Annotated in this window: 29 protein-coding genes; 7 read left to right on the top strand and 22 right to left on the bottom strand. The window is 42.0% G+C overall.

Features of this window, described 5'->3' with window-relative positions; all coding sequences use genetic code 11:
- Positions 1-230 precede the first annotated feature (230 nt).
- Both LC586_RS40475 and bchM read right to left on the bottom strand, forming a co-directional pair.
- Positions 231-365 (bottom strand): hypothetical protein, encoded by a 135-nt coding sequence (locus LC586_RS40475; RefSeq protein ID WP_267921635.1) that lies wholly within the window; start codon positions 363-365, stop codon positions 231-233.
- Between the two features lie 148 nt (positions 366-513).
- Positions 514-1200 carry a magnesium protoporphyrin IX methyltransferase gene (gene bchM / locus LC586_RS01130; protein WP_229482560.1) on the bottom strand — a complete coding sequence of 229 codons (687 nt, stop codon included), beginning with the start codon at positions 1198-1200 and terminating at the stop codon, positions 514-516.
- A gap of 402 nt (positions 1201-1602) precedes the next feature.
- Here bchM and LC586_RS01125 point away from each other — a divergent pair, with 402 nt between their 5' ends.
- A complete protein-coding gene (locus LC586_RS01125) occupies positions 1603-3684 on the top strand; it encodes a cation:proton antiporter domain-containing protein (protein ID WP_229482559.1) in 2082 nt (693 codons plus the stop codon).
- Between the two features lie 10 nt (positions 3685-3694).
- Here the strand turns inward: LC586_RS01125 and LC586_RS01120 are convergent, their stop codons facing one another.
- The 5 genes from LC586_RS01120 to LC586_RS01105 form a co-directional block, all read right to left on the bottom strand.
- Positions 3695-4015, bottom strand: a complete 321-nt coding sequence (locus LC586_RS01120; protein WP_229482558.1) for a DUF433 domain-containing protein — start codon at positions 4013-4015, stop codon at positions 3695-3697.
- A 64-nt stretch (positions 4016-4079) separates the two neighbouring features.
- Positions 4080-4301, bottom strand: a complete 222-nt coding sequence (locus LC586_RS40470; protein ID WP_267921634.1) for a putative toxin-antitoxin system toxin component, PIN family — start codon at positions 4299-4301, stop codon at positions 4080-4082.
- Between the two features lie 85 nt (positions 4302-4386).
- A complete protein-coding gene (locus LC586_RS40465) occupies positions 4387-4599 on the bottom strand; it encodes a putative toxin-antitoxin system toxin component, PIN family (RefSeq protein ID WP_267921633.1) in 213 nt (70 codons plus the stop codon).
- Complete coding sequence (gene vap15 / locus LC586_RS01110; RefSeq protein WP_229482557.1) at positions 4565-4813, bottom strand: type II toxin-antitoxin system VapB15 family antitoxin; 249 nt, start codon at positions 4811-4813, stop codon at positions 4565-4567. Before vap15 ends, LC586_RS40465 begins: the two co-directional genes overlap by 35 nt.
- Positions 4814-4871: 58 nt before the next feature.
- On the bottom strand, positions 4872-5015 hold the full coding sequence (locus LC586_RS01105; RefSeq protein ID WP_229482556.1) for a hypothetical protein: 144 nt from the start codon (positions 5013-5015) through the stop codon (positions 4872-4874).
- A gap of 55 nt (positions 5016-5070) precedes the next feature.
- Between LC586_RS01105 and LC586_RS01100 the strand changes: the two genes are divergently transcribed.
- Positions 5071-5229 (top strand): hypothetical protein, encoded by a 159-nt coding sequence (locus LC586_RS01100; protein ID WP_229482555.1) that lies wholly within the window; start codon positions 5071-5073, stop codon positions 5227-5229.
- A gap of 124 nt (positions 5230-5353) precedes the next feature.
- On the opposite strand, the gene LC586_RS01095 is transcribed toward LC586_RS01100, so the two are convergent.
- From LC586_RS01095 to LC586_RS01075, 5 genes are all read right to left on the bottom strand, one after another.
- Complete coding sequence (locus LC586_RS01095; RefSeq protein WP_229482554.1) at positions 5354-5560, bottom strand: PIN domain-containing protein; 207 nt, start codon at positions 5558-5560, stop codon at positions 5354-5356.
- A gap of 3 nt (positions 5561-5563) precedes the next feature.
- Complete coding sequence (locus tag LC586_RS01090) at positions 5564-5773, bottom strand: PIN domain-containing protein (protein WP_229482553.1); 210 nt, start codon at positions 5771-5773, stop codon at positions 5564-5566.
- A 14-nt stretch (positions 5774-5787) separates the two neighbouring features.
- Positions 5788-6006, bottom strand: coding sequence for a hypothetical protein (locus LC586_RS01085; protein WP_229456160.1), 219 nt, complete (start codon positions 6004-6006; stop codon positions 5788-5790).
- Positions 6007-6078: 72 nt separating this feature from the next.
- The gene (locus LC586_RS01080) at positions 6079-8844 is read right to left on the bottom strand and encodes a tetratricopeptide repeat protein (RefSeq protein WP_229482552.1); all 2766 of its coding nucleotides are present in this window, start codon (positions 8842-8844) and stop codon (positions 6079-6081) included.
- Positions 8845-9188: 344 nt separating this feature from the next.
- Positions 9189-9596 (bottom strand): hypothetical protein, encoded by a 408-nt coding sequence (locus LC586_RS01075; RefSeq protein WP_229482551.1) that lies wholly within the window; start codon positions 9594-9596, stop codon positions 9189-9191.
- 178 nt (positions 9597-9774) lie between these two features.
- Between LC586_RS01075 and LC586_RS01070 the strand changes: the two genes are divergently transcribed.
- Positions 9775-10224, top strand: a complete 450-nt coding sequence (locus tag LC586_RS01070; RefSeq protein WP_229482550.1) for a hypothetical protein — start codon at positions 9775-9777, stop codon at positions 10222-10224.
- 707 nt (positions 10225-10931) lie between these two features.
- The gene (sbcC, locus tag LC586_RS01065) at positions 10932-13958 is read left to right on the top strand and encodes an exonuclease subunit SbcC (RefSeq protein WP_229482549.1); all 3027 of its coding nucleotides are present in this window, start codon (positions 10932-10934) and stop codon (positions 13956-13958) included.
- Positions 13959-14004: 46 nt separating this feature from the next.
- Here sbcC and LC586_RS01060 read toward each other — a convergent pair whose 3' ends face one another.
- The gene (locus LC586_RS01060) at positions 14005-15429 is read right to left on the bottom strand and encodes a peptidoglycan-binding domain-containing protein (protein ID WP_229482548.1); all 1425 of its coding nucleotides are present in this window, start codon (positions 15427-15429) and stop codon (positions 14005-14007) included.
- A 430-nt stretch (positions 15430-15859) separates the two neighbouring features.
- On the opposite strand from LC586_RS01060, the gene LC586_RS01055 reads away from it, so the two are divergent.
- A complete protein-coding gene (locus LC586_RS01055) occupies positions 15860-16039 on the top strand; it encodes a hypothetical protein (protein WP_229482547.1) in 180 nt (59 codons plus the stop codon).
- Here the strand turns inward: LC586_RS01055 and LC586_RS01050 are convergent.
- Both LC586_RS01050 and LC586_RS01045 read right to left on the bottom strand, forming a co-directional pair.
- The gene (locus LC586_RS01050; RefSeq protein ID WP_229482629.1) at positions 16018-16527 is read right to left on the bottom strand and encodes an SH3 domain-containing protein; all 510 of its coding nucleotides are present in this window, start codon (positions 16525-16527) and stop codon (positions 16018-16020) included. The genes LC586_RS01055 and LC586_RS01050 overlap by 22 nt on opposite strands.
- A 112-nt stretch (positions 16528-16639) precedes the next feature.
- Positions 16640-18151 (bottom strand): Ycf46 family AAA ATPase, encoded by a 1512-nt coding sequence (locus tag LC586_RS01045; protein ID WP_229482546.1) that lies wholly within the window; start codon positions 18149-18151, stop codon positions 16640-16642.
- A gap of 314 nt (positions 18152-18465) precedes the next feature.
- On the opposite strand from LC586_RS01045, the gene LC586_RS01040 reads away from it, so the two are divergent.
- A complete protein-coding gene (locus LC586_RS01040) occupies positions 18466-18918 on the top strand; it encodes a hypothetical protein (protein WP_229482545.1) in 453 nt (150 codons plus the stop codon).
- A 9-nt stretch (positions 18919-18927) separates the two neighbouring features.
- Positions 18928-21060, top strand: coding sequence for an NACHT domain-containing protein (locus LC586_RS01035; protein WP_229482544.1), 2133 nt, complete (start codon positions 18928-18930; stop codon positions 21058-21060).
- Positions 21061-21233: 173 nt separating this feature from the next.
- Here LC586_RS01035 and LC586_RS01030 read toward each other — a convergent pair whose 3' ends face one another.
- The 7 genes from LC586_RS01030 to LC586_RS01000 all read right to left on the bottom strand — a co-directional run bounded on the left by LC586_RS01030 (position 21234) and on the right by LC586_RS01000 (position 25541).
- Positions 21234-21752 (bottom strand): YceD family protein, encoded by a 519-nt coding sequence (locus LC586_RS01030; protein WP_229482543.1) that lies wholly within the window; start codon positions 21750-21752, stop codon positions 21234-21236.
- Between the two features lie 214 nt (positions 21753-21966).
- Positions 21967-22509, bottom strand: coding sequence for a Jag family protein (locus LC586_RS01025; protein ID WP_229482542.1), 543 nt, complete (start codon positions 22507-22509; stop codon positions 21967-21969).
- Positions 22506-23657: a membrane protein insertase YidC gene (gene yidC, locus LC586_RS01020; protein ID WP_229482541.1), complete on the bottom strand. Its 1152-nt coding sequence runs from the start codon at positions 23655-23657 to the stop codon at positions 22506-22508. Before yidC ends, LC586_RS01025 begins: the two co-directional genes overlap by 4 nt.
- Before the next feature lie 190 nt (positions 23658-23847).
- Complete coding sequence (locus LC586_RS01015) at positions 23848-24240, bottom strand: PH domain-containing protein (protein WP_100900815.1); 393 nt, start codon at positions 24238-24240, stop codon at positions 23848-23850.
- On the bottom strand, positions 24227-24649 hold the full coding sequence (gene rnpA, locus LC586_RS01010) for a ribonuclease P protein component (protein ID WP_229482540.1): 423 nt from the start codon (positions 24647-24649) through the stop codon (positions 24227-24229). Before rnpA ends, LC586_RS01015 begins: the two co-directional genes overlap by 14 nt.
- Positions 24650-24674: 25 nt before the next feature.
- Complete coding sequence (gene rpmH, locus LC586_RS01005; protein WP_094327629.1) at positions 24675-24809, bottom strand: 50S ribosomal protein L34; 135 nt, start codon at positions 24807-24809, stop codon at positions 24675-24677.
- Between the two features lie 219 nt (positions 24810-25028).
- Positions 25029-25541 carry a DUF2808 domain-containing protein gene (locus LC586_RS01000; RefSeq protein ID WP_229482539.1) on the bottom strand — a complete coding sequence of 171 codons (513 nt, stop codon included), beginning with the start codon at positions 25539-25541 and terminating at the stop codon, positions 25029-25031.
- Between the last annotated feature and the right edge of the window lie 150 nt (positions 25542-25691).

The raw sequence follows: 25691 nt of genomic DNA, 5'->3' as shown, positions 1-25691 counted from the left end.
TTCGTAATTCGTAATGACGCTCGTTCCGACGCTCGATGACTCGCTAACGCTGCGCTATCGCTTTGCGCGTCGCTAACGTAATTCGTAAATTTTGTTTTGTAATGGGATTTAACCCCAACACAAAACAAAATTTTTATTGAACCGAGGGACTTAAACCCACGGACAGGAGTTAAATGTCAAAAATATAGTATAAATTTTACCTGTATTACTTAAATATGGCTGTGCGATCGCTAAGTAGGTGGATCTAAATAAATATAAGATAGTTCGTCATTGCGTTCGCCTTTGGCGTTCCCGTAGGGTACGAAGTGAAGCAATCGCAAAGACTGAGATTGCCACGCTTCACTTCGTTCCGCTCGCAATGACATCTTATATTTAATTGCGTCTACTTACTTATCATAATTGTTCATGCTTCCAATCAGAGCGATCGCTGTACTAGAATACTTACCAGTGTTAAGCCTTCAGATTTTCAAATCGCAGCAGAGGTATAATATTTATCTTGCTGCGATTTTAACTTTACTTACGTGTAGCTTCAAGTAGGCGGGAAAAATAGAAACGAGTCTTCGTCATCGCTTTTCGTTGCAATGAAAAGCCATTACTTTCCAAGATTTTCACCACATCAGCCTCACGATGCAAATATGCACGAGTCGCTTTACTTGGCCCGGGAAAGAAACTGCCAATTTTCTTGAGTATACTTAGGGCGCAGGTCTTCGGCGCAAAACTGAGAATTATCCGCGACTGTGCCAAAGAACAGAGGTGAGAAATCATCTCATCCGCTTTTTCTTGGGGGTAGTGGATAAGAACATCCAAGCAAATAACGGTATCGTAACTACCACTCAACGATTCCAAATCCTGCACGGCAAAAGTGGGATTTTCGACATTTGGCAAGGTTTGCTTGGCTCTATCCTTGCCTTCTTCCACCATTTTTTCAGAAATATCGGTGGCATAAACTTTGGCACCATCTACCGCTAGGGGGATGCTGAGACTACCGACACCACACCCAGCATCGCAGATTGATAGCTCTGGTAAATTGTTATCAGCCTTCAGCCAGCCGATAACTGTATCCACAGTTTGCTGGTGTCCATTGCGGATGTCTAGTTGAACTTTGTTGACTTCGCCATCGCCGTAGATTCGCTTCCAACGGTCAAACCCTGTGGAATTGAAATACTCGCGAACAATCGTTTTATCGTCGGCTGCGTTCATAAACTTTGATTTTTAGGGGTTCCCAATGCTTAAAATTATCATTGATAGGAACCCATAAGAACGGTCTTCCAGATTTTTATAGATATGGCGCACAGAAGTAAGTTAGCACATCTTTGCACCTCTAATCATTCAAATGATAAGCGGTATGAGCCATTTTCTACTATTTATTCATCCATTCTTTTCATTACTATAAATTCCATTCTTATTTCAACCTGTAGATGTAGATAACCCCTTCTTAAGGTAGTATCGTAATTGCGATAGCTTCGCTCGCCGTAGGCATCGCAACATTTATACTGTTAAAGATTTAATTGTTTGTAACCAATCAGACTGAAGCAAGCAAAAATTTTAAGTAAAATTTCTTATGCAAATTGTAAATTTCCTATTTAGGTTTAATTATTGAACATGGCACTGAACTCGCTAACAGACAGTCCTATTGTTGCATTTACAATTCTCCTAACAGTAATCTTTACTGTACCTCCTATATTTGAGCGACTACGGCTACCTGGATTAGTGGGGTTGTTGGTTGCAGGTATATTACTAGGACAAAATGGACTAAAGTTGTTAAACCCTGAGTCTGAAACTATCAATCTGCTCTCGGAGATCGGCAAACTTTATTTGATGTTTGTGGCAGGTTTAGAAATTGACTTAGAGCAGTTTCGTAAAACTAGAAATCGCTCAATCGGGTTTGGCACTTTAACATTTTTAGTTCCAATGATTGCTGGCATTGCTACAGGACGTTTATTCAATTTTGGTTGGAATGCCTCCGTCCTCATTGGTTCTTTACTGGCCTCTCATACGCTCTTGGCATATCCAATTGTGAGCCGTCTGGGAGTGGTAACGAATGAAGCTGTAACCGTCACCATTGGTGCCACAATTTTTACTGACACAGGTGCTTTGCTAGTATTAGCGATTTGTGTTGGAATTCACGGAGGAGAATTCTCCGCCATGAGTTTAGCGATCTTATTGGGTGGATTAGCAATTTACACTGCTGTTGTCCTGTTTGGCTTTGACTGGGCAGGAAAAGAGTTTTTTCGCCGCTCTGGGGATGAACAAAGTAACCAGTTTTTGTTTATTTTACTAGCATTATTTTTGGCATCTGTCGGAGCGCAGGTAATTGGAGTTGAAAAAATTGTTGGTGCTTTTTTAGCAGGTTTAGCTGTCAACGACGTTCTGGGACGTAGCCCAGTCAAAGAAAAAATCGAGTTTATTGGTAGTGTTTTATTTATCCCTTGTTTCTTTGTAGACATGGGATTATTAATTAATATTCCTGCATTTATCAAAACCCTCAGTTCAGTTTGGCTGACTGTGGTAATTGTAGTGGCTTTGATTGGCAGCAAATTTATAGCGGCATTCTTAGCTAAATTATTGTATCGCTATAACACGGCGGAATTGCTAACCATGTGGTCATTGTCACTACCACAGGTAGCAGCCACACTAGCAGCAACCTTGGTTGCTTATCAAACGGTAAATCCTGCTGGTGAGCGCTTAATCAGTGAAGCTGTCTTAAACAGTGTGATTGTCCTCATGCTGGTAACTGCAATTCTGGGCCCCATAATAACAGCACGATTTGCTCCTTCACTACAGCTTTCTCAGTCAGATTTTGCAACAGATAGTTTGACAACTTGGTGGCAAGGTGATGAAGATCAGCAAGTAGAGAAAAACCAAGATCAATTTACTGTAATAGTGCCAATATACAACCCTCAAACCCAGCGCTATTTAATAGAAATGGCAGCGCTGCTGGCTAGTCATGAATCTGGAAGGATTGTGCCATTAGCTATTACTAAAGCACATATCCAGATGGATGATCCGCAATTAGTAACAGCACTCGACCAAAGCCGGGAAAGATTGAATTTAGCTAAAGAAATCAGTCAAGAATTTGAGGTAGAAGTATCACCAGCAATTCGGATTGATGATGATGCAGCTTTGGGGATTAGCCGCACCAGTCGAGAACAAAACGCTAGTTTAGTAGTGATGGGTTGGTCGCAGACAACAGGTTTGCGTGCCCGCTTATTTGGTAATGTAATTGATAGCGTTTTCTGGTCTTCTCACTGTCCAGTAGCAGTAACACGCCTCTTAAGTAGTCCTAAGACAATTCAAAGAATTCTTGTACCAGTTGGAGACTTAACGCGCCAAACTATCGGTGCTTTAAGATTCGCCCAGATTTTGGCTGATGTTAATCAGGCAGAAGTAGTGTTGTTACACGTATCCGCTCGCAAAACACCGCCGACTCGAGTAGAAAACTTTGTATCTCAATTGTCTGATATTACTTCTAAAGGCCAATTACAGGTGAATACGAATATCCAAACAATTAGGGGTGATGATGTTGCTAGAACCATAATTCGGGAATCTCAGGCATTTGATTTAGCGGTGTTACGTTCCGTTCGTTATCGCACAGCAGGTGGATTAGCCGTCAGCGAAGTGACAACGCAGTTACTTCGAGAATTGAAGTGTTCAATTGTGTTGTTGGGAGAGCCTCATTCGTGATATGCAACACTCATTTAATTAATCCTTCTGCACGAAGTCTTTTTGCTAATTGAGATTCTCCTGTTTCTAAACGTAATCTTTCCGCATACTCAAAACGTTGCTGCATATCAGCATCAATTTGTTCTTTATGTTCCCAATAATAAGCTAAAGCCGAATAAATCTGGCTCATGCTCAAATGTGGATATTGAAAATGTAATTCTTCTGGACTCCAACCATAAGCATGAATGGAAGTAATTAATTCTACAACTTTCATCGATGTTCCTTTAATGAAAGGAACATTGCCTTCATCGACTAAAATATGTTTATATTCAGTAGTTGTTGTTTGAGTCATAATTGTTGTTTATTTATCCAAGTTTTCCCCAGCTATTTTTTGAATCTACTATCATTCAATAAATTTATAATTTAAGTAAGAATTCTTTATAGGTAATAATTTCAGTAGTTTCAAATTTTGTAATCTCTAATAAATCTTGATCACCTGTAAGTAAAAAATTAGCATCGCTATCTTTTGCTAGTGCTAAAAGATAATTATCTTTTGCATCCCGACAAAGATTAACTTCGGACATTATATTTATAAATAAACCAATAGTTCGCAAAATTTGAATTATAGCAACAGCCAAGGTTGTTAGGACATCAACAGATAATAAAACCTAGACACAAAAAGACTTTTCACCCAGTCCCCAGTCCCCAGTCCCCAGTCCCCTGCTATAATTCATTGACTTTGTTAGGCGGAAAATATTTTTGTAACTTAGGACGTTGAGTAACCAAGATAATTTCTTCTAATATCTCTTCAGAAACTACCACTTGAATTGTTTCTTCAAGTAAAAGGTTTTGTAGTTGTTTTAATTCCTTCCCAATCAGAAAGCTAATCCAAAGATTAGTATCAATGATTATCTTGATTGTTTTGTTTTCTGGCATAAATTTGAGAACGGACTAATTCTACTTCCTCTGTAATTTCCTCTAGAGATAATTCATCAGTTTTAAATATTTCTAGTAATTGCGTTAACTTTTTATTCAAGGTTTCTTTTTCTAGCTCTTTGCTAAGTAACAACTTTTCTGAATCAGAAAGTTGTTTAACTAGGGTAAGAATTTGCTCAAATGTCAAGGGGAGTTGATAGGTATTTTGTAACATAGTTTCAAATATTATCCTGTCTTAATATTTATGTTCATCACTATTCCTACACCTTATTTTACCGCCGAAACCAACTGCGTACCCAACGCCACAACCGACGCAACCACACCCAAAACCCACGACGGGAAACTACAGGCGTTTTTGGTTGAGAAATCCGCTCAATTGCATTGTTGCAATCTTGCACTTTAGCATCAAGTCCCATTGCTTGACATAGTTCACGGGCATTGCGATAAGCACCCAGCGCGTCTAATTCACGATTGAGGTTTTCTAATGCCTCACCTAAATTAAACCATGCGATCGCTTCAGAATTGCGATCGCTGTTGAGTCAGGTGATGAGTGTATCATTAGATGGGAATCGACAAGAGCGATCGCGTGGTTTTATAAATATTTTTTTAATTCTTTCAATTCCTTGCTAATCAAAAAGCTAATCCAAAGATTAGTATCAATTATTATCTTGATACCTGTGCCATTTCTGCAAAATCCATTGCTTGTTTGTGTAAGTCTTGAATCTCGTTCATTATGAACATTAAACAAAAATTTTCATTCTCGCCAATTATCGATTACTAAAGGATATCTTAATGCTTGGATATTTTGATAATGTTTAGTATTACCCGTTACTAAAACTAAATTATTTTCGATCGCTATAGAAGCTATTAAGACATCTGCTAATCCAATTGATTGTCCTGCTTTTTCTAAATCTGCCTGAATAAGTCCTGAAATTTCTGCACAGCTTTGGTCTAAATGCAAAACTTATAATTGAGATAAATCTGCCAAAAATTCTTGAATGCGGTCATTGCGATTTATTTTCCTCCATCCCTTGATAATTTCAGAAACAGTAATTACAGAAATTGTGTACTGTTGCCATATAGCTTTATAAGCAATAGCTTTAGCATTTATTTTAGGATTTTTTAATTTGCGAATCTCTGATACAATGTCTGTATCAATTAAAGATTTTCTCACAGCTAATTTAGTTTTTATAAATTCCTGTGTTTTAAAATATCTGCAACCATTGTATCAACTAATTCTGCCTCATTAGACCATTTACCGATAAAGGAATCATTAATAACTTCTGGTTGTGTTAGTTGCTCAATCATTGCTTTGATTATGTCAGAAATTTCGCAATGATAAGTTTGTGTTAATTTTTCTATTTTTGCAAATGTTTCTTGATCTAGTTCAATTTCTATTTTTTTCATAATTAAGTTATTTTAGTGATAAGTTAAGTAATAATATTGTAACGCTATGAGTAATTATGGCGTATCTCTCTTTCACCGCCGAAACCAACTGCGTATCCAACGCCACAACCGACGCAACCACACCCAAAACCCACGACGAGAGACTACAGGCGTTTTTGGTTGAGAAAGACGCTCAATTGCATTGTTGCAAAGTTGCACTTTAGCATCAAGTCCCATCGCCTGACAAAGTTCACGGGCATTGCGATAAGCACCCAGCGCGTCTGATTCTCGATTGAGGTTTTCTAATGCCTCACCTAAATTAAACCATGCGATCGCTTCTCCATTGCGATCGCCTATTTCCCTAGCTATTTCCAAAGACTGCTGGTAGAACTCAATCGCCTGTTGGTACTGCCCCAGCGAGTAGTAAACATTGCCCAAATTGCCCAAAGAATTACCTTCAGAATTGCGATCGCCTATTTTCCTAGCTATTTCTAAAGATTGCTGCAAGAAATTTATTGCCCTTTCATACTGCCCCTGATAATTATAAGCAAGACCCAAATTAGCTAAGGATGCGCCTTCAGAATTGCGATCGCCTATTTCCCTAGCGATATCCAAAGACTGCTGCAAGAACTCTATCGCCTGTTGGTACTGCCCCTGATAATTGTAAGCAAGACCCAAATTAATTAAGGATTTGCCTTCAAAATTGCGATCGCCAATTTCCCTAGCTATATCTAAAGACTGTTGCAAGAAATCTATCGCCTGTTCATACTGCCCCTGATAATTGTAAGCAATACCCAAATTCATTAACGATAAGCCTTCAGAATTGCGATCGCCTATCTCTCTAGCTGTTTCTAAAGACTGCTGCAAGAAATCTATCGCCTGTTGGTAGTGCCCCTGAGATAAGTAAGTAACACCCAAATTAGCTAAGGATTTGCCTTCAGTATTGCGATTACCTATCTTTCTAGCTGTTTCTAAAGACTGCTGCAAGAAATCTATTGCCTGTTGGTACTGCCCCCGATAATTGTAAGCATTACCTAAATTCATTAAGGATGAGCTTTCAATATTGCGATCGCCTATCTTTCTAGCTATATCCAAAGACTGCTGGTAGAAATCTATCGCCCGTTCGTATTGCCCCTGATATAAATAAGCAATACCCAAATTCATTAAAAATGAGCCTTCAGGATTGCGAACGCCTATTTCCCTAAGTATTTCTAAAGACTGCTCGTAGAAATTTATCGCCTGTTGGTACTGCCCCAGAGATGAGTAAGCATTACCCAAATTCATTAAGGATGAGCTTTCAATATTGCGATCGCCTATTTCTTTAGCTATTTCTAAAGACTGCTGTAAGAACTCTATAGCCCGTTCATAGTGCCCCTGATAATTGTAAACATTACCCAAGTTATTGAGAGCAGCCGGATAATTCGAGTTTTCTGTCTCGCCAGTTTTTTCCCAGGCTTCTATTAATTGCCGGTATAAGTCAACTTGATCTGTGTAATAGCCCCGCAAGGTCAAAAATTCATTGCAGAACAGAATGCTATTAAATGCTAAATCATACTTTTCTAGTTGATACCAATGATGAAAAACTTCTAAATATTCCTTGATATCTTCTTTAGTCTGCCAAGGTTGTTGTTTAAGATTCAAAAGATAGTAATTGATGGCTCGTTGATGCGCCTCTGTCTGATTACCAGCCTTATGCCGCGCATACTCCAACACCACAGGCTGAAACTCAAACTGCCGCTTACCATTGAGTTTTTCTGACAATAAAGAACGCTTAACCAGATTCCTCAATTCTCCCTCAATCTCTGTTTTTGAACTTCCCGGCAACACCGCCACGGCTGCTGCACTATCAACAGCACCACGATAAACACTGATATTGAGCAATAAAGCCTTTTGCAATTCACTCAATCGCTCAAAACTGGCATCCAACACCAACACCATCCCCACATTTTCCCGGCGATGCACACCTACCACTTGGGGATCTGTCAACAACTGCCGCAAATTCCCTAAGCCTAAATCTGCCAATCGTCTTAAATCCGCGTCTTGGGGATATTCTTCTTTTAATAAATCTGCTACCAATCTCAACAGCAGGGGATGCCCATCTACTAATTCGACAAAATCCCCTAAATCCCCGCGAATGCCTAATGCAGTTAACAGTGCTACCCCTTCATCTACTTGCAAACCTTTCAGGGGTAGCCACTCAAAGCCTTTTAATTCTGGTCTTTCCCTGGTGGTGACTATTACCTTACTATTACCGCCATATTCCACCCAAGCTTTGAAAAAGTCGCTGTAGAATTGACTTCCCCACTGTCTATCTGGCTGTAATAAACTCTCCAGGTTGTCAATGATGAGTAAATATTGCCCAGATTGCAGACACTTAACTAGCGCCTCCATTAACTGCGCTTCTTCTTCTGGAACCGGAAAGCCAAATTCACTGAGGACTTGGCGGGCTAAATCGCTAAAACCTGCGCCATAACTAACATCTGCCCAAAATTGCTTAGGGAAACCCTCAATTTCGTTATAAATTTTAGCAGCTAGCATCGATTTACCCGTGCCACCGATGCCTTCTATGCCAATTAGGAAGGTATTTTTATCAGTTAACCATTGCTGTATTTGGGCAATTTCTGTTTTACGTCCCTGCCAGTAAGCCAAACTTTTGTTAGGGTTGCCTGCTTTGAGAACCCCTGGCGATTCTACTTTGGAGATTTGTTGCAATTGCTCTAGTACTGGTTCTATTCGGTCAACAATAATCTTGACTTCTGCTGCATTTATCTGTCCTACTTGAGTTACCTTACTCTCACCGTAGGCAGTGAGATTCATTTCAATGTTGTTCGAGTTACTAGGGCTGGGTTCCTCTGCCATTGCTTACAGTAGGTAAAATTTTTGCTTGATATTGTGGCTGTGAACTCGGAAGTTGGTGTTCCTGAAATCTTGCACCAGTCCCAACAACCGCCTCAGAATTCATTCTGAGGCTAATAGCTAAAGTCTATCTATTGAAGACTGAACAAGGGTTTTAGTCCACTTGAGTGGACTTTAGCTATCAGCCCAGAAATTTATTTCTGGGCGGGCGATGGTGCTAATCGAGAATGCTGCAAGATATCAGTGTTCGTAACTCGGCAGTTGGTGTTCGGAACTCGGAAGTTGGTGCTCAGAACTCGAAACATCAAAATTTGTAGGGTGGGCAGTGTTCTGCCCACCCTACTCAATTAAAAAGTCACTTGGTTTGCGTCAATCTTCCCAACTTGCTTAACCGTACTTTGGTCGTAAGCATTAGCACTGACCTGAATATTGTCTCCTGCTTTGTCAGTCGATGTTTGCCAAATCTTAGCTATTTCCTCTGCAAGTGCTGTATCCGCTTCTAAAATCTTCTTGAGTTGCACTCGCAAACTTGCTTGTAAATCCTCATCCTCTGGCTTTTGTGCCACATCCGTTGCTGCTTCTTTCGCTGCTTCCTTAGCCTCTACTTTGGGATGTAACTTAGCCCAAATCGCTTTGGCTTTATTCCAAACATCTTCACCTACTTTTTGAGATGCCCCTTCTACAGCTTTATTACCCACATTTAACAGAAATGGCAGACAGGGAGCGAGAAATTTAACGAGTAGAGCTATATCCATTGATTTATGATGTCTATCTTAGAAATGTACATACATTTTTACTGAGTATATTAACGTTTTTTCCCCTATCACCTTGATTCTTTTACCTTGACGTGAAATTTAGCCCAATCATCTCAATACTGCGTAGGTTTTGAAGATTTGTAGCGACTGTTTTAAAAATCAAGCAATCACTTTGTTTGTGGAGATTTATGAAAGCGATGCCGTTCGCAAAGCGTCTCCAAGAGTTGGCGGGCTATTCGGCGTCGCACCTGTGTACTTGATCGCAGTGCGACAAAGTTTGAAGTACTCCAACACGACTTTCAAGTACCTCAAAACGACTTTGAAGTACCTCAACACGACTTTGAAGTACCTCAACACGACTTTTAAGTACCTCAACACGATGTTGAAGTACCTCAACACGATGTTGAAGTACCTCAACACGACTTTTAAGTACCTCAACACGATGTTGAAGTACCTCAACACGACTTTTAAGTACCTCAACACGACTTTTAAGTACCTCAACACGACTTTTAAGTACCTCAACACGACTTTGAAGTACCTCAACACGACTTTTAAGTACCTCAACACGACTTTTAAGTACCTCAACACGACTTTTAAGTACCTCAACACGACTTCTAGGTATCTGTAGGTGCATCCCAGTTTTTATTTTGCAATGAGAGAATAACTGTCATTGCGAGGAGGAACGACGAAGCAATCTCATGGACTCGTTTTGACCTAAAGAATTTTGCGATTGCTTCGTTCCTCGCAATGACATGTAAAAAAGTGGGATGCTCCCGGTATCTGTTGCTTATATAGCAGTCCTAAATCATTCGTGAGAATTTGAGATCGTTTTAACCCCCCCTGTAATCCCCCCTTTTGAAGGGGGGACGGCTCAGACATTGAGATCAAAAGTGCGATGCCTGCTCTGGGCTACGCCATCGCCTGATATTGTAGGTTGGGTTGAGGCAATGCGTTACCCAACATTTTGTATGGTTTGTTGGGTTTCGTTCCTCAAACGCCAGTTGCTTCAAGTCGGCAGAGCCGCCCAACGCACTGGCTCCCCAACCTACATCAGAGTGATTCTTTAGGCAAAACCTACGCAGTATTGCCACTCTTCTATGAATGTTTTTCTCTAAGATAACAGGCAGAAATTACAAGAAACCTCCACAGAAGTTTTATTTTTCTCCAAAGACAGCAAAAGTTATTCATGCAACAAAAGAAATTTGCTCATTTTATTGTTAAATTTTGTAAAATTGATGTCTTCAAGACTAGAAACCTGATATCTAGATAGCTAAACTAACAAACAGTGCATCTGTACTGTTATTTATTAAAAGTAGATGTGGCGCTATAGCGTGAATGATCCCAGTACAACTTATCCTCAAAAATTTTCTTAGTTACCGTGATGCAACTTTAGATTTTGGCGGTTTGCATACGGCTTGTATTTCGGGTTCCAATGGTGCGGGGAAATCTTCACTTTTGGAAGCAATCACTTGGGCAATTTGGGGTGAAAGCCGCGCCACTGCTGAAGATGATGTTATCTATTCTGGGGCGAAAGAAGTTCGAGTTGATTTTACTTTCCAAAGCAACCAGCAAAAATATCGGGTGATTCGTACCCGAATTCGGGGAGGTACTAGCGTTCTTGAATTTCAAATAGAAATACCATCTGGGTTTCGCTCACTCACTGGCAAAGGGGTAAGAGCAACCCAAGATTTGATTCTAGAACACATCAAGCTCGATTACGATACATTTATTAATTCTGCTTACTTACGTCAAGGCCGTGCAGATGAGTTCATGCTCAAGCGCCCCACAGAACGCAAAGAAATTTTAGCGGAGTTGTTGAAACTCAATCAGTATGATGATTTGGAAGAACGGGCAAAGGAATCTTCTCGTCAGTTCAAAGCAAGGGCAGTAGAGTTAGAGCGTTCTTTGGAGTCGATAAAAATTCAGCTGCAACAACGCGAGACAACCGAAGCGCAAAGAGTCGAGTTAGAAGCTGAACTCAACCAACTGCAACAGGTACAAGCTTTTGATAATATTCAATTACAAAGTTTGCAAGTTGTCCAGCACCAGCGCCAAAATTGGGAACAACAACTCAGCTTTGTAAAGCAGCAATACCAAAATCTTAGCCAAGACTGCGATCGCCTCCAACAAGAACAATCAGCTATTGGCTCTCAGCTATCAGATTTAGAAAAAATATTACACCAAGAAGCTGAAATTAAAGCTGGATACGCCCAATATCAAAGTCTCCAATCTCAAGAAGAAGCCTTTGCTGCCAAATTTGAAGAATACACCCGCGCTGGGCAGACTCGCCAACAAAAGCAACAACAGCTTACCAAACAAATTCACGAAATCGAACGGCAACTGCAACAAGCCCAAGCTCAAATCGAAGCTTTACAGCAACAAGAGCGAGACATTCAGCAAACTCTGACTAAATCAGGTGAAGTAGAAGCTGCTTTGTCACAGCTAACCGCAGCTCGTCACCATGTTGCGCGTTTAGATCAACTGCAAATGCAAGTTACTCCCTTGTTGCAACAACGAGCAACTTTACAAAGCCAACTCGATCGCACTCATGCTGGTTTAGTAGCGCGACTTGAACAACTACAAAGCACTGAGAACCAATTGCAACGCCAGCACCGCCGCCAACCGCAACTGCAACAAGCGGTGATGGATGTGGCAATTCAGATTGAAGAACTGGAGAAAAAGCGGGTTTATCTGCAACGAGTGCAGGAAAAAGGGCAAGAAAGGCGGCACTTTATCGAACGCCTGCAAGCTCATCAACGCGACTATGAAAAACTGCTGGGAGAATTAGAGCAAAAATTGCAAATGCTGCAAAATCCTGAAGCGCTTTGTCCATTATGCGAACGTCCTTTAGATGAACATCACTGGAGTCGGGTGGTGGAAAAAACCCAGGCTGAGTTAGAGGATACCCAAGGGCAGTTTTGGGTAGTGCGAGAACAAATGGCTGTATCTGACAGAGAAATTCAGGTACTCAGGCAGGAATATCGGGAAATTTCCCAACAATTGGCGGGTTACGATGGTTTACGCGAACAACGGGGACAGTTGGCAGCACAGTTAGAAGCTACAACTGATGTGCAACAACAGTTACAACAAATTGCTGCTGAAAAACAGCATTTAGAGCGATCGCTCCAAGCTGGTGATTACGCTCCCGATAAACAAGCCGAACTCCGGCAGCTAGACCAATATCTGCAACAAGTTAATTATAATGAACAAGACCACTCCCTCGCCCGCAGCGAAGTTGAGCGGTGGCGATGGGCAGAAATTAAACTCCAGCAGATTAAAGATGCTACTAAGCGACAAGCGCAACTATTAGCCCGAAAACCAGAATTACAATCCCAAATTGCTCAATTACAAGCCAAAATCCAGCAAGATCAGATTGATTCTGAATGTGCTAAACAAATCGCGGCTCTTGAGCGTCACATTACCGAAATTGGCTACAGTTCCGAGCAGCACAATAATCTGCGTATAGCTGTCCGCCAAGCTCAATCTTGGCATTTGCGGTATCAACAACTGCTGTCAGCCCAGCAGCAGTATCCCCAACTCCAGACGAGATTGCAAGAGTTGGAGGAATCCAGAAGCGCCAGAGTAACGGAGCGGCAAAAACTCGGCGGACAAATTGAAAGCATTATCCAGCAATTACAAGCAACAGCTAACCCATCTGCCCAAATTCAAGCTTTAGAGCAGCAGTTAGCAATACGCAGACGGCAACTCGATGAGCAAATTGCCAAATTAGGGCGTTTAGAGCAGTTGGCGCATCAACTAGAAACGCTACAAATTCAGTATGAACAACAGCAGCAGCAACTCCAATCTTGCAAGCAGGAATGTCGTGTTTATCAGGAATTAGCGCAAGCTTTTGGTAAAAATGGTATCCAAACACTGATGATTGAAAATGTGTTACCGCAACTGGAAGCCGAGACTAATCAACTACTTTCGCGGCTGAGTGGCAATCAGTTTCATGTACAATTTATTACTCAGAAAGCTGGACGCAGTGCTAAATCAACCAAGAAAAATGCCAAGCTGATAGACACCCTAGATATTTTAATCGCCGATTCTAGAGGAACGCGAGCTTATGAAACTTACTCAGGTGGGGAAGCCTTTAGAATTAACTTTGCCATCCGTTTAGCTTTGGCGAAATTATTAGCGCAACGGGCGGGGGCGGCGTTGCAATTGTTGATTGTGGATGAAGGTTTTGGTACGCAGGACGCTGAAGGATGCGATCGCTTGATTGCAGCGATTAATGCGATCGCTTCCGATTTTGCCTGCATCCTCACTGTCACTCACATGCCCCACCTCAAAGAAGCTTTCCAAGCCAGGATTGAAGTGAATAAAACTCAAGAAGGTTCCCAGTTGAGCTTGTCAATTTAATTACGAATTACGAATTACGAATTACGAATTACGAATTACGAATTATTTAATTGTATTTTACCCGTGCATCAAGGCCATAAGAGCGGAGCATTTTTGATAGTGTTTCTGCTTGTGCGCGATCGCTAAATGCCCCAGCATTCACATAATCCCCTAGATGGGATTGCTCTGTGACAGCATTGGGTATATATTGTTGCACTTTACTCAGAGTATCATTATTGGAAATTGGTACTATTACTCTGTAGGGATTATTAGCAACTAATGTGTTGCCATTGGTAACAGGCACTACGTTATTAGTAGGAGGTAAATAGCGATTATTTTGAGGTGCTATATAGCCACTAGTCTCAGCAAATACATAACCATTATTCTCAGTATAATTGCCCCCATTGGAGCTACTCAACCCTAATGCTTCCCAAGTTTGCCAATCTACATTTCCAGTCGAATTAAGTCGAGAAGATTCCTGGAATGCAATCACAGATTCTCTGGTGTAATCGTTGAAAAATCCATCAGGATTGGTATTTGAGAAACCCAACTGCGATAAACGCTCTTGAACTAATCTCACATTCTCACCCTGATCGCCTACAGTCAAATAATTTCTGCCTGGTTGTTGAGTAGTATATCCACCTGTAGAGGCTCTACGCACTGACTCCAAGACTTGAGCATTGGCGATGCCATCAACAGGTAGGCGGTAATTTCGCTGGAATTGGGTGACAGCTTCTCTGGTCATTGGGCCAATATTCCCAGTGGCAGCAGTATTAAAATAACCTAGCTGCCGCAAACGCACTTGTAGTTCTCTCACTTGTTGAGTAGAGAGCCTTGATCTGGCTGGAGTTGGAGAGGAACCCAGTAGTGCGTTCCAAGTTTGTCGATTCACAATCCCGTTAGCAGATATGCGATAATTTCGCTGGAATGCGATTACAGCATCTCTAGTCATTGGGCCAAAATTCCCAGTGGGATTAGCATTCAAGTAGCCTAACTGCCGCAAACGCTGTTGTAACCTTGTCACGGCTGTACCAGTTTTGCCTTGAGAGAGAACAGGATATTGACCACTACTGGTATTCCTGCTAGAAGTTCTACTTTGACATGCTCGTTGCAAGGCTCTTTGAGTACTAGCACCCACAACTCCATCAGCAGGGATTCTATTGGCTTGCTGGAATTTGATCACAGCATTCTGAGTCAAGCTAGCAAACTTGCCACTCACCGGGCCGTTAAAGTAGCCTAACTTTTTTAAACACCTCTGGCTACTGCTAACTTCAGCGCCATTACTTCCTATTTTCTGAAGTGCTAAAGCTTGCCCAGCGATACTCAGAAGCCCCGTAATCAGTGCCACAAACAGAAGACGCATCGCCGCACCACTAGATAACTTCCAATTCAAAAATTTGAAATTAGCTACGCTAGGAACAACCTTGACGCTTTCGGATGTCTCGTAGACTGAGGCAAGCTTGGTTAAATAGCTATTTACCCCTGTTTCCACTTGTTTTTTTCAAGTTATGACTATACCTAATTATACGACTTGCTGCTTCAATAAACTTACTCAAAGTTAGGCAAAGCTATCTTCAATGTTATCTTCCCCCTTCAGCCAAGGATGTCGGCATCTGCTTGTCGAGGGGCGTAAATTTCGGTCAATTTAAAAAAAATCACGAGTTTCGGTTTCTGCCAACAGAAAGTCAATCATTAGATACTAAGCCATTAACTCTAAAGCTACGTCTTGGTATTCGGGATAAGGTCAGGTCAATCCCTAATTGGCAATCAGAGTTAAGAGATGCAATTGAAACATGGTTGGAGGAGAAACTTGATCAAACTGATCAGGATTGAAGTATTTTAGCTAAGAAGTTACTAATTTAGTCCGACTCTGTGTTGTGTTTATTTTGTCTATGGTTCTTTATAAGTGATTGAACTAGGGAGTGGGGAGTGGGGAGTGGGGAGTGGGGGATGAGGGGGATGAAGGAGATGAGGGAGATGAGGGAGATGAGGGAGATAAAAGGGACAAGGAGAATAACCCATGCCCAATGCCCAATGCCCAATGCCCAATGCCCCATGCCCCATTCCCAATGCCCAATCGTTATTGTTCATCAACTTTTTGAGTATTACCTGCTTTCACCCAACCTTCTTGTTCGCTACCTTCCAAACGAATCTTTTGCCAGGATTTATCTTGGTTTTCTTCCAAGATAATAATTTTTTGATTAAAAGCAACCCCACCAATCTTTTCAGCTTCTTGATTTGGTTGCGATCGCAAACTCAAGCCTTCAGCCCAAGTAACACGCCCTCGGTAAGCTCCCGATGGCAATGGTTTTGGTGATGGGGTAGCCTTTGGTGATTCTGTGGGAGTAGAGGTTGAGTTTAATGACGATTCAGCCTTTGTCTCAGGTGTAAGAGTGGGTTTAGCTCCTCCAGGCTCAGTTGCTTTTGGAGCTTGGGCTTTCACTGAGGGACTATCGTTGGAAAAAACGGGTTTGGCAGGGGGTATGCCGGTGCGATTCATGAAATAGAGTCCAATTGCAGCGCCGCCACCTATTAAGACAGCGATCGCTAAGAAAAACCCAAGTATAAACTTTGTTAAGCCAGACAACATAGTTAAAACCTGATCAGCAGTGGTCAATAGTCAATAGTAATTCATGATTAACTCTTGACTATTGACTAGCAATTATTAACTAACCAATTATTGTAGCTACTGCTGAATGCGTTCACGTATTGCGCCGGAGGCGTTCGCTCAAAGGACTGTGTTTAGATGCTAAACGCGCTCTCCCAGCAGCAGCCCATTCTTGGAGTTGCTGAATTTGCTCTACAGCAGTTCGCGCCAAGGGGATGATCTGACTGGCTGCTTCTAAAATGTCATCAGTAGCAAAGTCGCGGTTTTGGCTAAATCCAATGTGCATTGCTTCAATTAAAGTTTGCTCAATTTCTGCCCCAGAAAAATCGGGCGTCTCATAAGCTAACCTTTCGATGTCATAACTTTTTAAGTTATGGGGGCGCAATCGCGATAAATGAACATCATAAATTGCTTTTCTCTCTTCTTGGGTGGGCAATCCCACAAAGAAAATTTCATCAAATCGCCCTTTACGAAGCATTTCCGGCGGTAAGGCTTGGATGTCGTTGGCGGTGGCGACGACAAACACGGGTGAGGTTTTTTCGGCTAGCCAGGTAATAAAAGTACCAAACACACGGCTGGCTGTTCCTGCATCACCTTTGCTACCAAGTCCGGCAAAGGCTTTATCTATTTCATCAATCCACAAAATACAGGGAGCAAGGGCTTCAGCTACTTGGATCATTTGCCGAGTCCGAGATTCTGATTCACCCACCAAACCACCAAATAACCTTCCCACATCCAAACGTAACAGGGGTAAATGCCAGTGATGAGCGATCGCTTTTGCCGTTAACGATTTACCAGTTCCTTGAATACCCACCAACATTAAACCACGGGGGTGCGGTAATCCGTACTGTCGCGCCTTATCAGTAAAGGAGCCTCCCCGCCGAATCAGCCAGTCTTTTAAGTTATCCAGTCCGCCAATATCAGAAATTTGCTCAGTGGCGGGGTAGAAGTCCAAGATTTGGGTTTGGCGGATAGTTTGGCGCTTTTCTTCCAAAACGAGATCCACGTCTTCTGGTTGCAATTCTCCGTGGGTAGCGATCGCTTTTGCCAAAACTCGGCGAATCCGTTCCATCGAAAGCCCTTGACAAGAACGCACCAAATCATCTAAAACTTTGCCAGAAAGGGAGTTACCAGTACTTTGTAGCAAGCGTTCTACCTCAGTTTTAATTTCTGGGGCGGCGGGTAAGGGAAACTCGACGACTGTCAGCACTTCGGTTAAGTCGTCAGGGATGGCGATGCGCGGCGACAGTAGGACAATATTTTTTGGTTGCGACTTGAGAAGTCTGGACAGATTGCGGAGTTTGCGGGCGATCGCTACATCATCTAAAAAGCGATGATAATCTCGGAGAATCAATACAGCTGGCGCGGAAGCTGGTAATTTTTCGATAAATTCTAAAGCTTGCAACGGGTTACGCCGCCCAAACCCAACATCATTGGGGTTTCCTTGGTAGCCATCGACAAAATCCCAAGTATACACTGGGCGATTACCCTGCTTGGTTGCTTCTTCCCGGATAGCTGCTTCTACCCGTTCTTCCTCGTATGTAGGAATATAAATTAAGGGGTAGCGGGCGCGTAGCAGCAGTTTAAACTCTTCACGGAAGTTCATATTTGGCTATCGTTATTAGTTCTTCTCTCATTGTTCTTTCTTTGTATTGTGTCTCACAACTAAAAACGAATATATCTCTCCTTACCTGGCTCTACCAGGCAATGAAACTTGAAGAAGCTCTTTACATAAAAGTTGAAGCAAAGCCACAAAGCTTGTATCTACAGGTGGGAACTGGGAATAAGTGAATTTGCTTACCATCTGTGAATGTAGTAATTGGCTTACTATATACGCAATTTTTTGAATATTCGGGAAAGTTATCTGCTCAATCTGGAATAAAGCTTAAATAAAGTTATGTTTTTATTAAGCAAATTAAAATGGCAGAAAATAACTCACAGCCCAAAAATCCTGGAGGAATGTCCCTCAACATTGGTGGTGGTCAATTTTCAGGTGTTCAAGTTGGACAAGCTGCTGGCGACATGACCCAAAATCAGCAAAATACTCAGGGTGGGGCTGAGAAAGAATTGACCTTACCTGAAGTTGCGGAATTAATGGCACAAATTGAATCCATATTTCGTAATTCAGATTTACCAGAAGACCAAAAGAAACAAGCACTGAAACATCTCGATTATGCAACCGACGCAGTTAATGAAAAAGAACCAGACAAAGACACTGCGGCAAAAAGTTTGCAAAAAGCTAGTAAAGTCCTCAAAGAAGCGAATGAAACGTTTAATGCAGGCGAAGGGATTTGGAAAAAGTTAGAGCCAATTGCCAAACAATTAGCTCCTTGGTTAGGAGTTGCAGCTAAAAGTCTTTTACTTTTTACATAAAAAAAGGTTATGACTCAAAATCTTAATATTGATGGTGCTTTGATTCGGGAAGCTCAAATTGGACAGGCTGGACGCGACTTGCACCAAATTCAGTACCTAACTGTGAATGAAAGCTTCAGCCTAGCTAAACTAATAGGTCACAGGCAGGTAAAACCTTTTTCAGGGAAACAGGAGTACCGTTTCCGAGAAGTTTTACTTAATAAAGTCAAACAGTATTGGATTAAAGGCGTACTCGAAAAATCTTTGTATACTAAAGGTCTAATTGATCTGGGGCTGGAAGAACGATTAGACGCAGTAAAGCGTCCATCTAGCATTGTCCAAGAAATTCCTAATGAGTCTGGGCAAACCTTACCTGAAGGGAAAAGTGTCACTGATGTCTTCAATCAGATGGGAAAAGGACGAACCTTACTGATTCTAGGAGAACCAGGAGCGGGTAAAACGATCACTCTCCTGAAGCTGGCACAAGAATTAATTGCTCGTACCGAAAAAGATTTGAGCCAACCTATTCCAGTAGTGCTGAACTTATCTTCTTGGGGAAATAAACAGCAAACAATTGCTGATTGGCTGATTGAGGAATTGAATAGTACATATCAAGTTTCTAAAACACTTGCTAAAGTCTGGATTGAAGATCAACAACTATTACTGCTGCTAGATGGTTTAGATGAGGTGAAAATTGAGCGTCGGGAAACCTGCATCCAAGCCATCAACCAATTCATGCAAGAACATGGGCTGATTGAGATTGTGGTGACAAGCCGTATCCGAGATTATGAAGCTCTCTCTACTCGTTTAGAATTGCAAGGTGCTATCTGCATCCAATCTTTGACATTTCAGCAAGTTAAACAATATTTAGATAGGGCTGGTGAACAACTGGAAGCAGTAAAAACATTGCTTCAAGAAGACACTACGTTGCAAGAGTTAGCCAAGTCTCCCCTGACTTTAAGCGTCATGACTCTAGCTTATAAAGGTAAGAAACTTGAAGATTTACCTAATGCAGGTTCTAAAGAAGAACGCCGAAAGCACCTGTTTGATACTTATATTGAACGGATGTTTAAGCGTCGTAAGTATGAGCCAAGATACTCAAAAGTGCAAGCAATGCGCTGGCTAATTTGGCTAGCACAGCAGATGTTTCAGAAGTCGCAAACGGTTTTTCTTATTGAAAGAATACAGCCTGCCTGGTTGTCAAATCGAGTTCAAAAAACACTTTATAAATTTACGCCTTGTTTGCTTGGAGTCATCATTTGTGGGTTAATCGGCTGGCAAATACATAAATCACCCGGGGCGTTAATTGGTGGAATTACGGCTGGATTACCTTTAGCGTGGAATACGGCAGAAATCAAACCAGTTGAAACTTTGAGATGGTCTTGGCAAGAAGCCAAAAAGTTTTTGAAGAATGGACTACCAGGTGGATTGCTTTTGGGGCTAATTGTAGGACTGTTTTTTAAGCTAGTTAAGACTCCATTTGATCTCCAAACTGGGTTGCAATTAGGGTTACTATATGGGCTAACTGGTGGACTAATTTTAGGGCTGTTAGGTGGACTGAGAGGCCCAGACATAGTGATAAGAACAATTCCTAACCAAGGGATATGGAACTCAGCGAAGAATGCCTTAATAATAGGATTACTTGGCGGATTACTTGGCGGATTATTTGGGGGATTAATTGGTGAACAAATCTTTGGAAAAAAAGAATGGCTGCAATTGGGTTTAGTGTTTGGGCTTGTATCTGGGCTTGTATTTGGGGGTGGTCAAGCCTGCCTACAACACTTTACCTTACACCTCATTCTTTGCAGCAAGAATTGCATACCTCTAAACTATGTCCGATTTCTTGATTATGCGACTGAACACATCTTTTTGCAAAAGGTTGGAGGTGGTTACATTTTTATCCATCGAATGTTGCTGGAGCATTTTGCCCAAATGGAGCCAGTATTTATTCAACCAACTTCACAACAAATTCATCAATCTACTGATAGGAATAATACACTCACTGAATTTAATTCAACCAACAATTTGAAGAAACACACTCCATGTCAAACTCCAGTTGAAAATAATATAGTATGTACCAATTGTGGTCGCACTAATCCGGCGAATTTCAACTTCTGTACCAAGTGTGGGAGACGATTAAATCAAGCACTTAGCCAAGACTAAATTAAGTATAATCATAATCATAAATAAAGAACATTTTTTGCCAGTTTGTGTTTATTATTATGGTTAAAGACTTTCAGTTCCTAGCTTTAGTGTGTACCATACAGGTATAATAATTAACTACTTAAAATAAACGCGCTACTAATGGCGCGTTAACGAAGTTGAAAGTGATTTGTCTATCCGGGAAGTTGCTTTTTCAGTGCTTCCAGAGAAGCCCAACGGTTATCAACTGGAGTTTCAGGAATATCAGAATTATCAACTGTATTACTTACAGGAATACCTGGACAATTGCGATTGCACAGCTGGCGCTGGGGTACTGCCAAGCACATTTGCTCATACAGCCATTCGTTGGGATAAAAATAACCATCGGGCGGTAGGATTTCCAGCAACTCTTCCATAGTCACTTCCCGCTCTAGGGGCAAGTCATTTCCCTGATTTGCAGTTTCATCTAACCAGATGATTTCCTTTGTATCAAGCCCTAAACGTCGATTGTATTGCTGCAAACATCGGTTGCAGGTACAAGTAATAATTGTTTCTGCCTGAGCGGACACTTCCAGGTAATTGCCATGATGCTGCACGCGCACATGACCGCGAACTGGCGTCAACGTTTCCAGACCAGGCAGAAATTCCTGAACCTGAACTTCCTCTGTCCGCTCCGGGGCTTTAGCTAGCTGCGGAATAAAAATTGCGTCCATAGGATTTGTGAGACATCCTCACTAAAATTTATCTTCATTACCAGCAATTATACTGATATTACATTTTTACTTTATCTCTTAAGAACAAGATAAATTTTGAAACTATATCGTTATGAGCTTCATTAACCCTAACAGACGCGATTAATCGCGTCTCTACTCCTAACTCCTGTACAGACGCGATTAATCGCGTCTCCTAACTCCTGTACAGACGCGATTAATCGCGTCTCTCCAAACTCCCAACTCCTTCCAACGAAGCTGGACGGACAACCAGATGACGATGCGGCTCTTTACCGCGACTGAAGGTTTCCAAATCTCCAAATTCCTTCAAGAAGGTATGGATTTGACGCCTTTCAGCAGAACTGAGCGATTTGATTTCCACTTCTCTACCAGAAAAGCGCACTTCATCGGCTGCTGCTTCTGCTAATGCGCGAATTTCGGCTTCTCTTTTAACCCGGTAGCCATTTAACTCAATAGTGTAAGAGGCTTGGTCTTCCAGGGATTGACTCAGGTTTAAAACCGAATTTGCTAGATACTGAATCGCATCTAACACAGAACCATCGGCACCAATTAAGACCTGGATTTGTTCTGTCGTTAAATTAGTTTGATCAATTGTTAACCAGTAGTTATCTGGTTCTGGGGAATCGCCGTCTTGAGATTGGGCCGCTTCTAAATGACCCTGAATATCAGCAGGTATTCCAGTGAGTTCCAGCAGGGATTTTAACCACTGCTGACCTCGCTGCATGGGAATATTGCTCATGATCCCCCTGTAGCCTTTTTCTTGGCACTTTTTGGTTCAAATGGCAATGCCTTTTGTTCTGCGACTACTGCTTCTTTTTCCTGGGTTGCTACGATTTTTTGCAGTTCTTCTGGTAGAGGTTCGCGGGAGAGAAGATAAGTTTGTGCGGTTTGGAAAATATTACCAATCACCATATACATCAGCACCCCAGCTGGTAAGGGGAAGAACAAAAACATCCCAGAAAAAATAACTGGAGTGATTTTGTTAACTGTATCTTGCTGCGGATTGCCACCACTGGAATTTTGCCCAGAAAGCATTTGGCTAACATAAAGGCTGATTCCGAAGGAGACGATCATGGCGACGATATCCCAGTGAATTGTGCCATCTGGATCAGTTGCGCCAACCCTACCTAAAGCATCAATAAATAGAAAGCCTTTTTCTGCTGCTAGTCCAGGAATTGTTCCTTGAATAGTGACTTCTCCGGGCTGCAAGGCTTCTACATTACCTTGGGCATCAATTTTTACCCTATCTTCACCTTTGGTGACTTTCCAATCAGGAATCAGGTTATTTTCTGGGTGTTCTGCTAAAAGTACCTGAAATGGTTTGCCCTCAACGGTCTGATATTGAATTTTAGTTTGTTCTCCTACCGCTAGTTTGTTACCACTAGGAAGGATCGCAGCTACTTTAACGTGTTCTCCATCAGCAACGTAAATATTTTGAGGAGCAGTCGCAAAGGCTTGCGGTTGAATTTGTTCGATTTGTTCTGCGGGAAGGATTTGCAGGTTAACGCTGTAGTTAGCACTTGCAAAAGGCGAACCCCGCAAAGTAGCAAATAGCGCTAATAAGACCGGCATTTGCACTAGTAATGGAAAACAGCCTGCTAAGGGGTTGCCAAATTCTTTTTGAACATTGACCATTTCCTCTTGCTGCTTTTGCGGTTCATCCTTATAGCGCTCTTTGATTTCTGCCATCCGCTTCTGCATCAGAGGTTGTACAATTCGCATTTTCCGCATGTTGCGAATTGAGCCAGCACTCAGGGGATAGAGCGCGAAGCGGACTATCAGGGTCAAAGCAACGATCGCCAATCCGTAGCTAGGCACAATACCATAGAAGAAATCTATGATTGGCAGCATCACGTTGTTCGAGAGAAAGCCGATACCAAAATCCATTATTCTGAATTCAACCTGAGGTACTGTAAACTGAATCTAATTTATCTAAATCATAAATTATGTGCGACTACCCTTCGCTACGGATAGCCGCACATTCAAATGGGGCATTGGGCATTGGGCATTGGGCATTGGGCATTGGTTCTTCTCCCTCATCTCCCCCTGCTCCCCTGCTCCCTGCTCCCTACTCTCATCACTTGTTAGCAGCAGCGCTATATTCGGGATTTTTCGCAGCAATTCTTTCGTTGATATAGTCATAGACTTCCCGAAACTTGGGAATTGCACGCAATTCGAGACGACTGCCGTTTCTTAGGGTTAGTACCATATCTCCCCACAAGCCAATGCCACGGGGGACTGTGACGACTTTGACAATTTCTGAGTAAATTATGTCAGTGCGATCGCGTCCCTGCCAACCTCCCGTCACGGTAATTCGGCGATCGGTGATGCGGAAACGCAGCCACAATGCTCTGACAATTGCCCCAACTGTTAATGGTATCCCGACAATGGTTAGCCCAATCAACAGGTTGACAATTAAATCCCCAAGATGGGGGCCACCTTCATAATAAACATCTTCACGAATTCCCATCGAACACCTCAGCTTGTGCCAACAACTGCTCTAATTCTTGCAGAAATTGTGGGCTTACGCACTTAGATTCTGCTGTTGTGGGTTTGACAATGAACACTAGCCGCCATCCTGGTGATAATTTGGGCAGCAAGTTATATAAAGCAGAAGCAATTTGCCGTTTGATTCGGTTCCGAACCACTGCCCTTTTGCTGACTTTTGTGCTTATGGAAATGCCAATCCGCGTGCTGGCAAGATGTGCTGAGTCAGTCGCTTGTGTAGTCTGGGTGGCAGTAGACAAAGAAGGTTTTGTTGAACGTAACGGCTTTAAGGCTCTCAATGTTAAATAAGAGCCATGACGCCGAATCCCTTCCCGGAAAACTGCCTGGAAATCCTTGCGGGATTTTAGCCGATTTGCTTTAGGCAAAGCCACAGATGTTCTTTTAGCTTAATATTCCCTAAACGCTCAAACGGTGACGTCCCTTTCTTCTTCTAGCGCTAATCACGTTTCTGCCATCTGGTGTCCGCATTCTGGCGCGAAAACCAGAGGTTCTTTTTCTCTTACGGCTAGTACCGCCCAGTGTTCTTTTCATATTGTTCTCCTCTTAGGTGATTTTTATAAAAACTCACAATCTCTAATTGTATCACTTTATTAGGGAATAGGGAATAGGGAATAGGGAATAGTCATTAGTCATTAGTCATTAGTTATTCTTTCTCCCCCTGCTCCCTCATCTCCCTCATCTCCCTCATCTCCCTCATCTCCCTCATCTCCCTCATCTCCCTCATCTCCCTCATCTCCCCACTCCCCAAACTTAATTGATGCTCAAAATCCATGTTCCCATGTAGCGCAGTAGTGGCACATCGCCAGGGGAGAGGACTTGACAGTTAAAATAGTAAACTCCACCGAAGGCTGGATTTTTCACGTTAGATAAGACTACCTCAACTGGGCTACCTGCTGGCACCGGCTCTTGGGGAAAAATATTAATTAGCTTACCTTCTTTGTCCCACTTCACCTCAGAAAGCGGAACTGCTTTGCCTTTGACTCGTACTTCAATGTTTTTCTGGTCAAAAGTTCCTTTGTAATAATCAGGGTAGGTAATGGCAAATTGACCAACAGCCAATTTCATTCTTTGGGCTGGAATCCTTAATATGTATCGATCCCAACCATTAGCTTGTCCACCAAAATCTAACCGGAAGGGCAGTTGATTTTCGCTTTTGATGCCGCTAAAGAGCGTAAATCCAGGTAAGCTTTGCGCCCAAGTCAAGGCTGGTAATCCAGCAACCAGAAAGCTAGTCACGGCTAAAGCAGAAAGTAAACGTCGCATAATCAGGCTTCCTCTACCAAAATATAAATCTGTTATGTAAAATAACTGTGTGTTAGTATTCGTTACTAAACTTTACTACTGACTTCCTGACAATTGACGTTCAATAACAAAAAAAAGTGCCATCCTCACTGAGCTTTGGGCGACAACAAA

The organism is Nostoc favosum CHAB5714 (assembly GCF_020829495.1).
In the GTDB taxonomy this organism is placed as follows: Bacteria; Cyanobacteriota; Cyanobacteriia; order Cyanobacteriales; family Nostocaceae; genus Nostoc; species Nostoc favosum.
The sequence above is the reverse complement of the archived record's forward strand: the minus strand, read 5'-3'. Positions and strand labels throughout refer to the sequence as shown.

Excerpts from the sequence above, each read along its gene's own strand:
- LC586_RS40475 (WP_267921635.1), bottom strand. The coding sequence starts at position 365 with ATGTCATTGCGAGCGGAACGAAGTGAAGCGTGGCAATCTCAGTCTTTG.
- bchM (WP_229482560.1), bottom strand. The coding sequence starts at position 1,200 with ATGAACGCAGCCGACGATAAAACGATTGTTCGCGAGTATTTCAATTCC.
- LC586_RS01125 (WP_229482559.1), top strand. The coding sequence starts at position 1,603 with ATGGCACTGAACTCGCTAACAGACAGTCCTATTGTTGCATTTACAATT.
- LC586_RS01120 (WP_229482558.1), bottom strand. The coding sequence starts at position 4,015 with ATGACTCAAACAACAACTACTGAATATAAACATATTTTAGTCGATGAA.
- LC586_RS40465 (WP_267921633.1), bottom strand. The coding sequence starts at position 4,599 with ATGCCAGAAAACAAAACAATCAAGATAATCATTGATACTAATCTTTGG.
- vap15 (WP_229482557.1), bottom strand. The coding sequence starts at position 4,813 with ATGTTACAAAATACCTATCAACTCCCCTTGACATTTGAGCAAATTCTT.
- LC586_RS01105 (WP_229482556.1), bottom strand. The coding sequence starts at position 5,015 with ATGGGACTTGATGCTAAAGTGCAAGATTGCAACAATGCAATTGAGCGG.
- LC586_RS01085 (WP_229456160.1), bottom strand. The coding sequence starts at position 6,006 with ATGAAAAAAATAGAAATTGAACTAGATCAAGAAACATTTGCAAAAATA.
- LC586_RS01080 (WP_229482552.1), bottom strand. The coding sequence starts at position 8,844 with ATGGCAGAGGAACCCAGCCCTAGTAACTCGAACAACATTGAAATGAAT.
- LC586_RS01075 (WP_229482551.1), bottom strand. The coding sequence starts at position 9,596 with ATGGATATAGCTCTACTCGTTAAATTTCTCGCTCCCTGTCTGCCATTT.
- sbcC (WP_229482549.1), top strand. The coding sequence starts at position 10,932 with ATGATCCCAGTACAACTTATCCTCAAAAATTTTCTTAGTTACCGTGAT.
- LC586_RS01050 (WP_229482629.1), bottom strand. The coding sequence starts at position 16,527 with ATGTTGTCTGGCTTAACAAAGTTTATACTTGGGTTTTTCTTAGCGATC.
- LC586_RS01045 (WP_229482546.1), bottom strand. The coding sequence starts at position 18,151 with ATGAACTTCCGTGAAGAGTTTAAACTGCTGCTACGCGCCCGCTACCCC.
- LC586_RS01040 (WP_229482545.1), top strand. The coding sequence starts at position 18,466 with ATGGCAGAAAATAACTCACAGCCCAAAAATCCTGGAGGAATGTCCCTC.
- LC586_RS01035 (WP_229482544.1), top strand. The coding sequence starts at position 18,928 with ATGACTCAAAATCTTAATATTGATGGTGCTTTGATTCGGGAAGCTCAA.
- LC586_RS01030 (WP_229482543.1), bottom strand. The coding sequence starts at position 21,752 with ATGGACGCAATTTTTATTCCGCAGCTAGCTAAAGCCCCGGAGCGGACA.
- LC586_RS01025 (WP_229482542.1), bottom strand. The coding sequence starts at position 22,509 with ATGAGCAATATTCCCATGCAGCGAGGTCAGCAGTGGTTAAAATCCCTG.
- yidC (WP_229482541.1), bottom strand. The coding sequence starts at position 23,657 with ATGGATTTTGGTATCGGCTTTCTCTCGAACAACGTGATGCTGCCAATC.
- LC586_RS01015 (WP_100900815.1), bottom strand. The coding sequence starts at position 24,240 with ATGGGAATTCGTGAAGATGTTTATTATGAAGGTGGCCCCCATCTTGGG.
- rpmH (WP_094327629.1), bottom strand. The coding sequence starts at position 24,809 with ATGAAAAGAACACTGGGCGGTACTAGCCGTAAGAGAAAAAGAACCTCT.
- LC586_RS01000 (WP_229482539.1), bottom strand. The coding sequence starts at position 25,541 with ATGCGACGTTTACTTTCTGCTTTAGCCGTGACTAGCTTTCTGGTTGCT.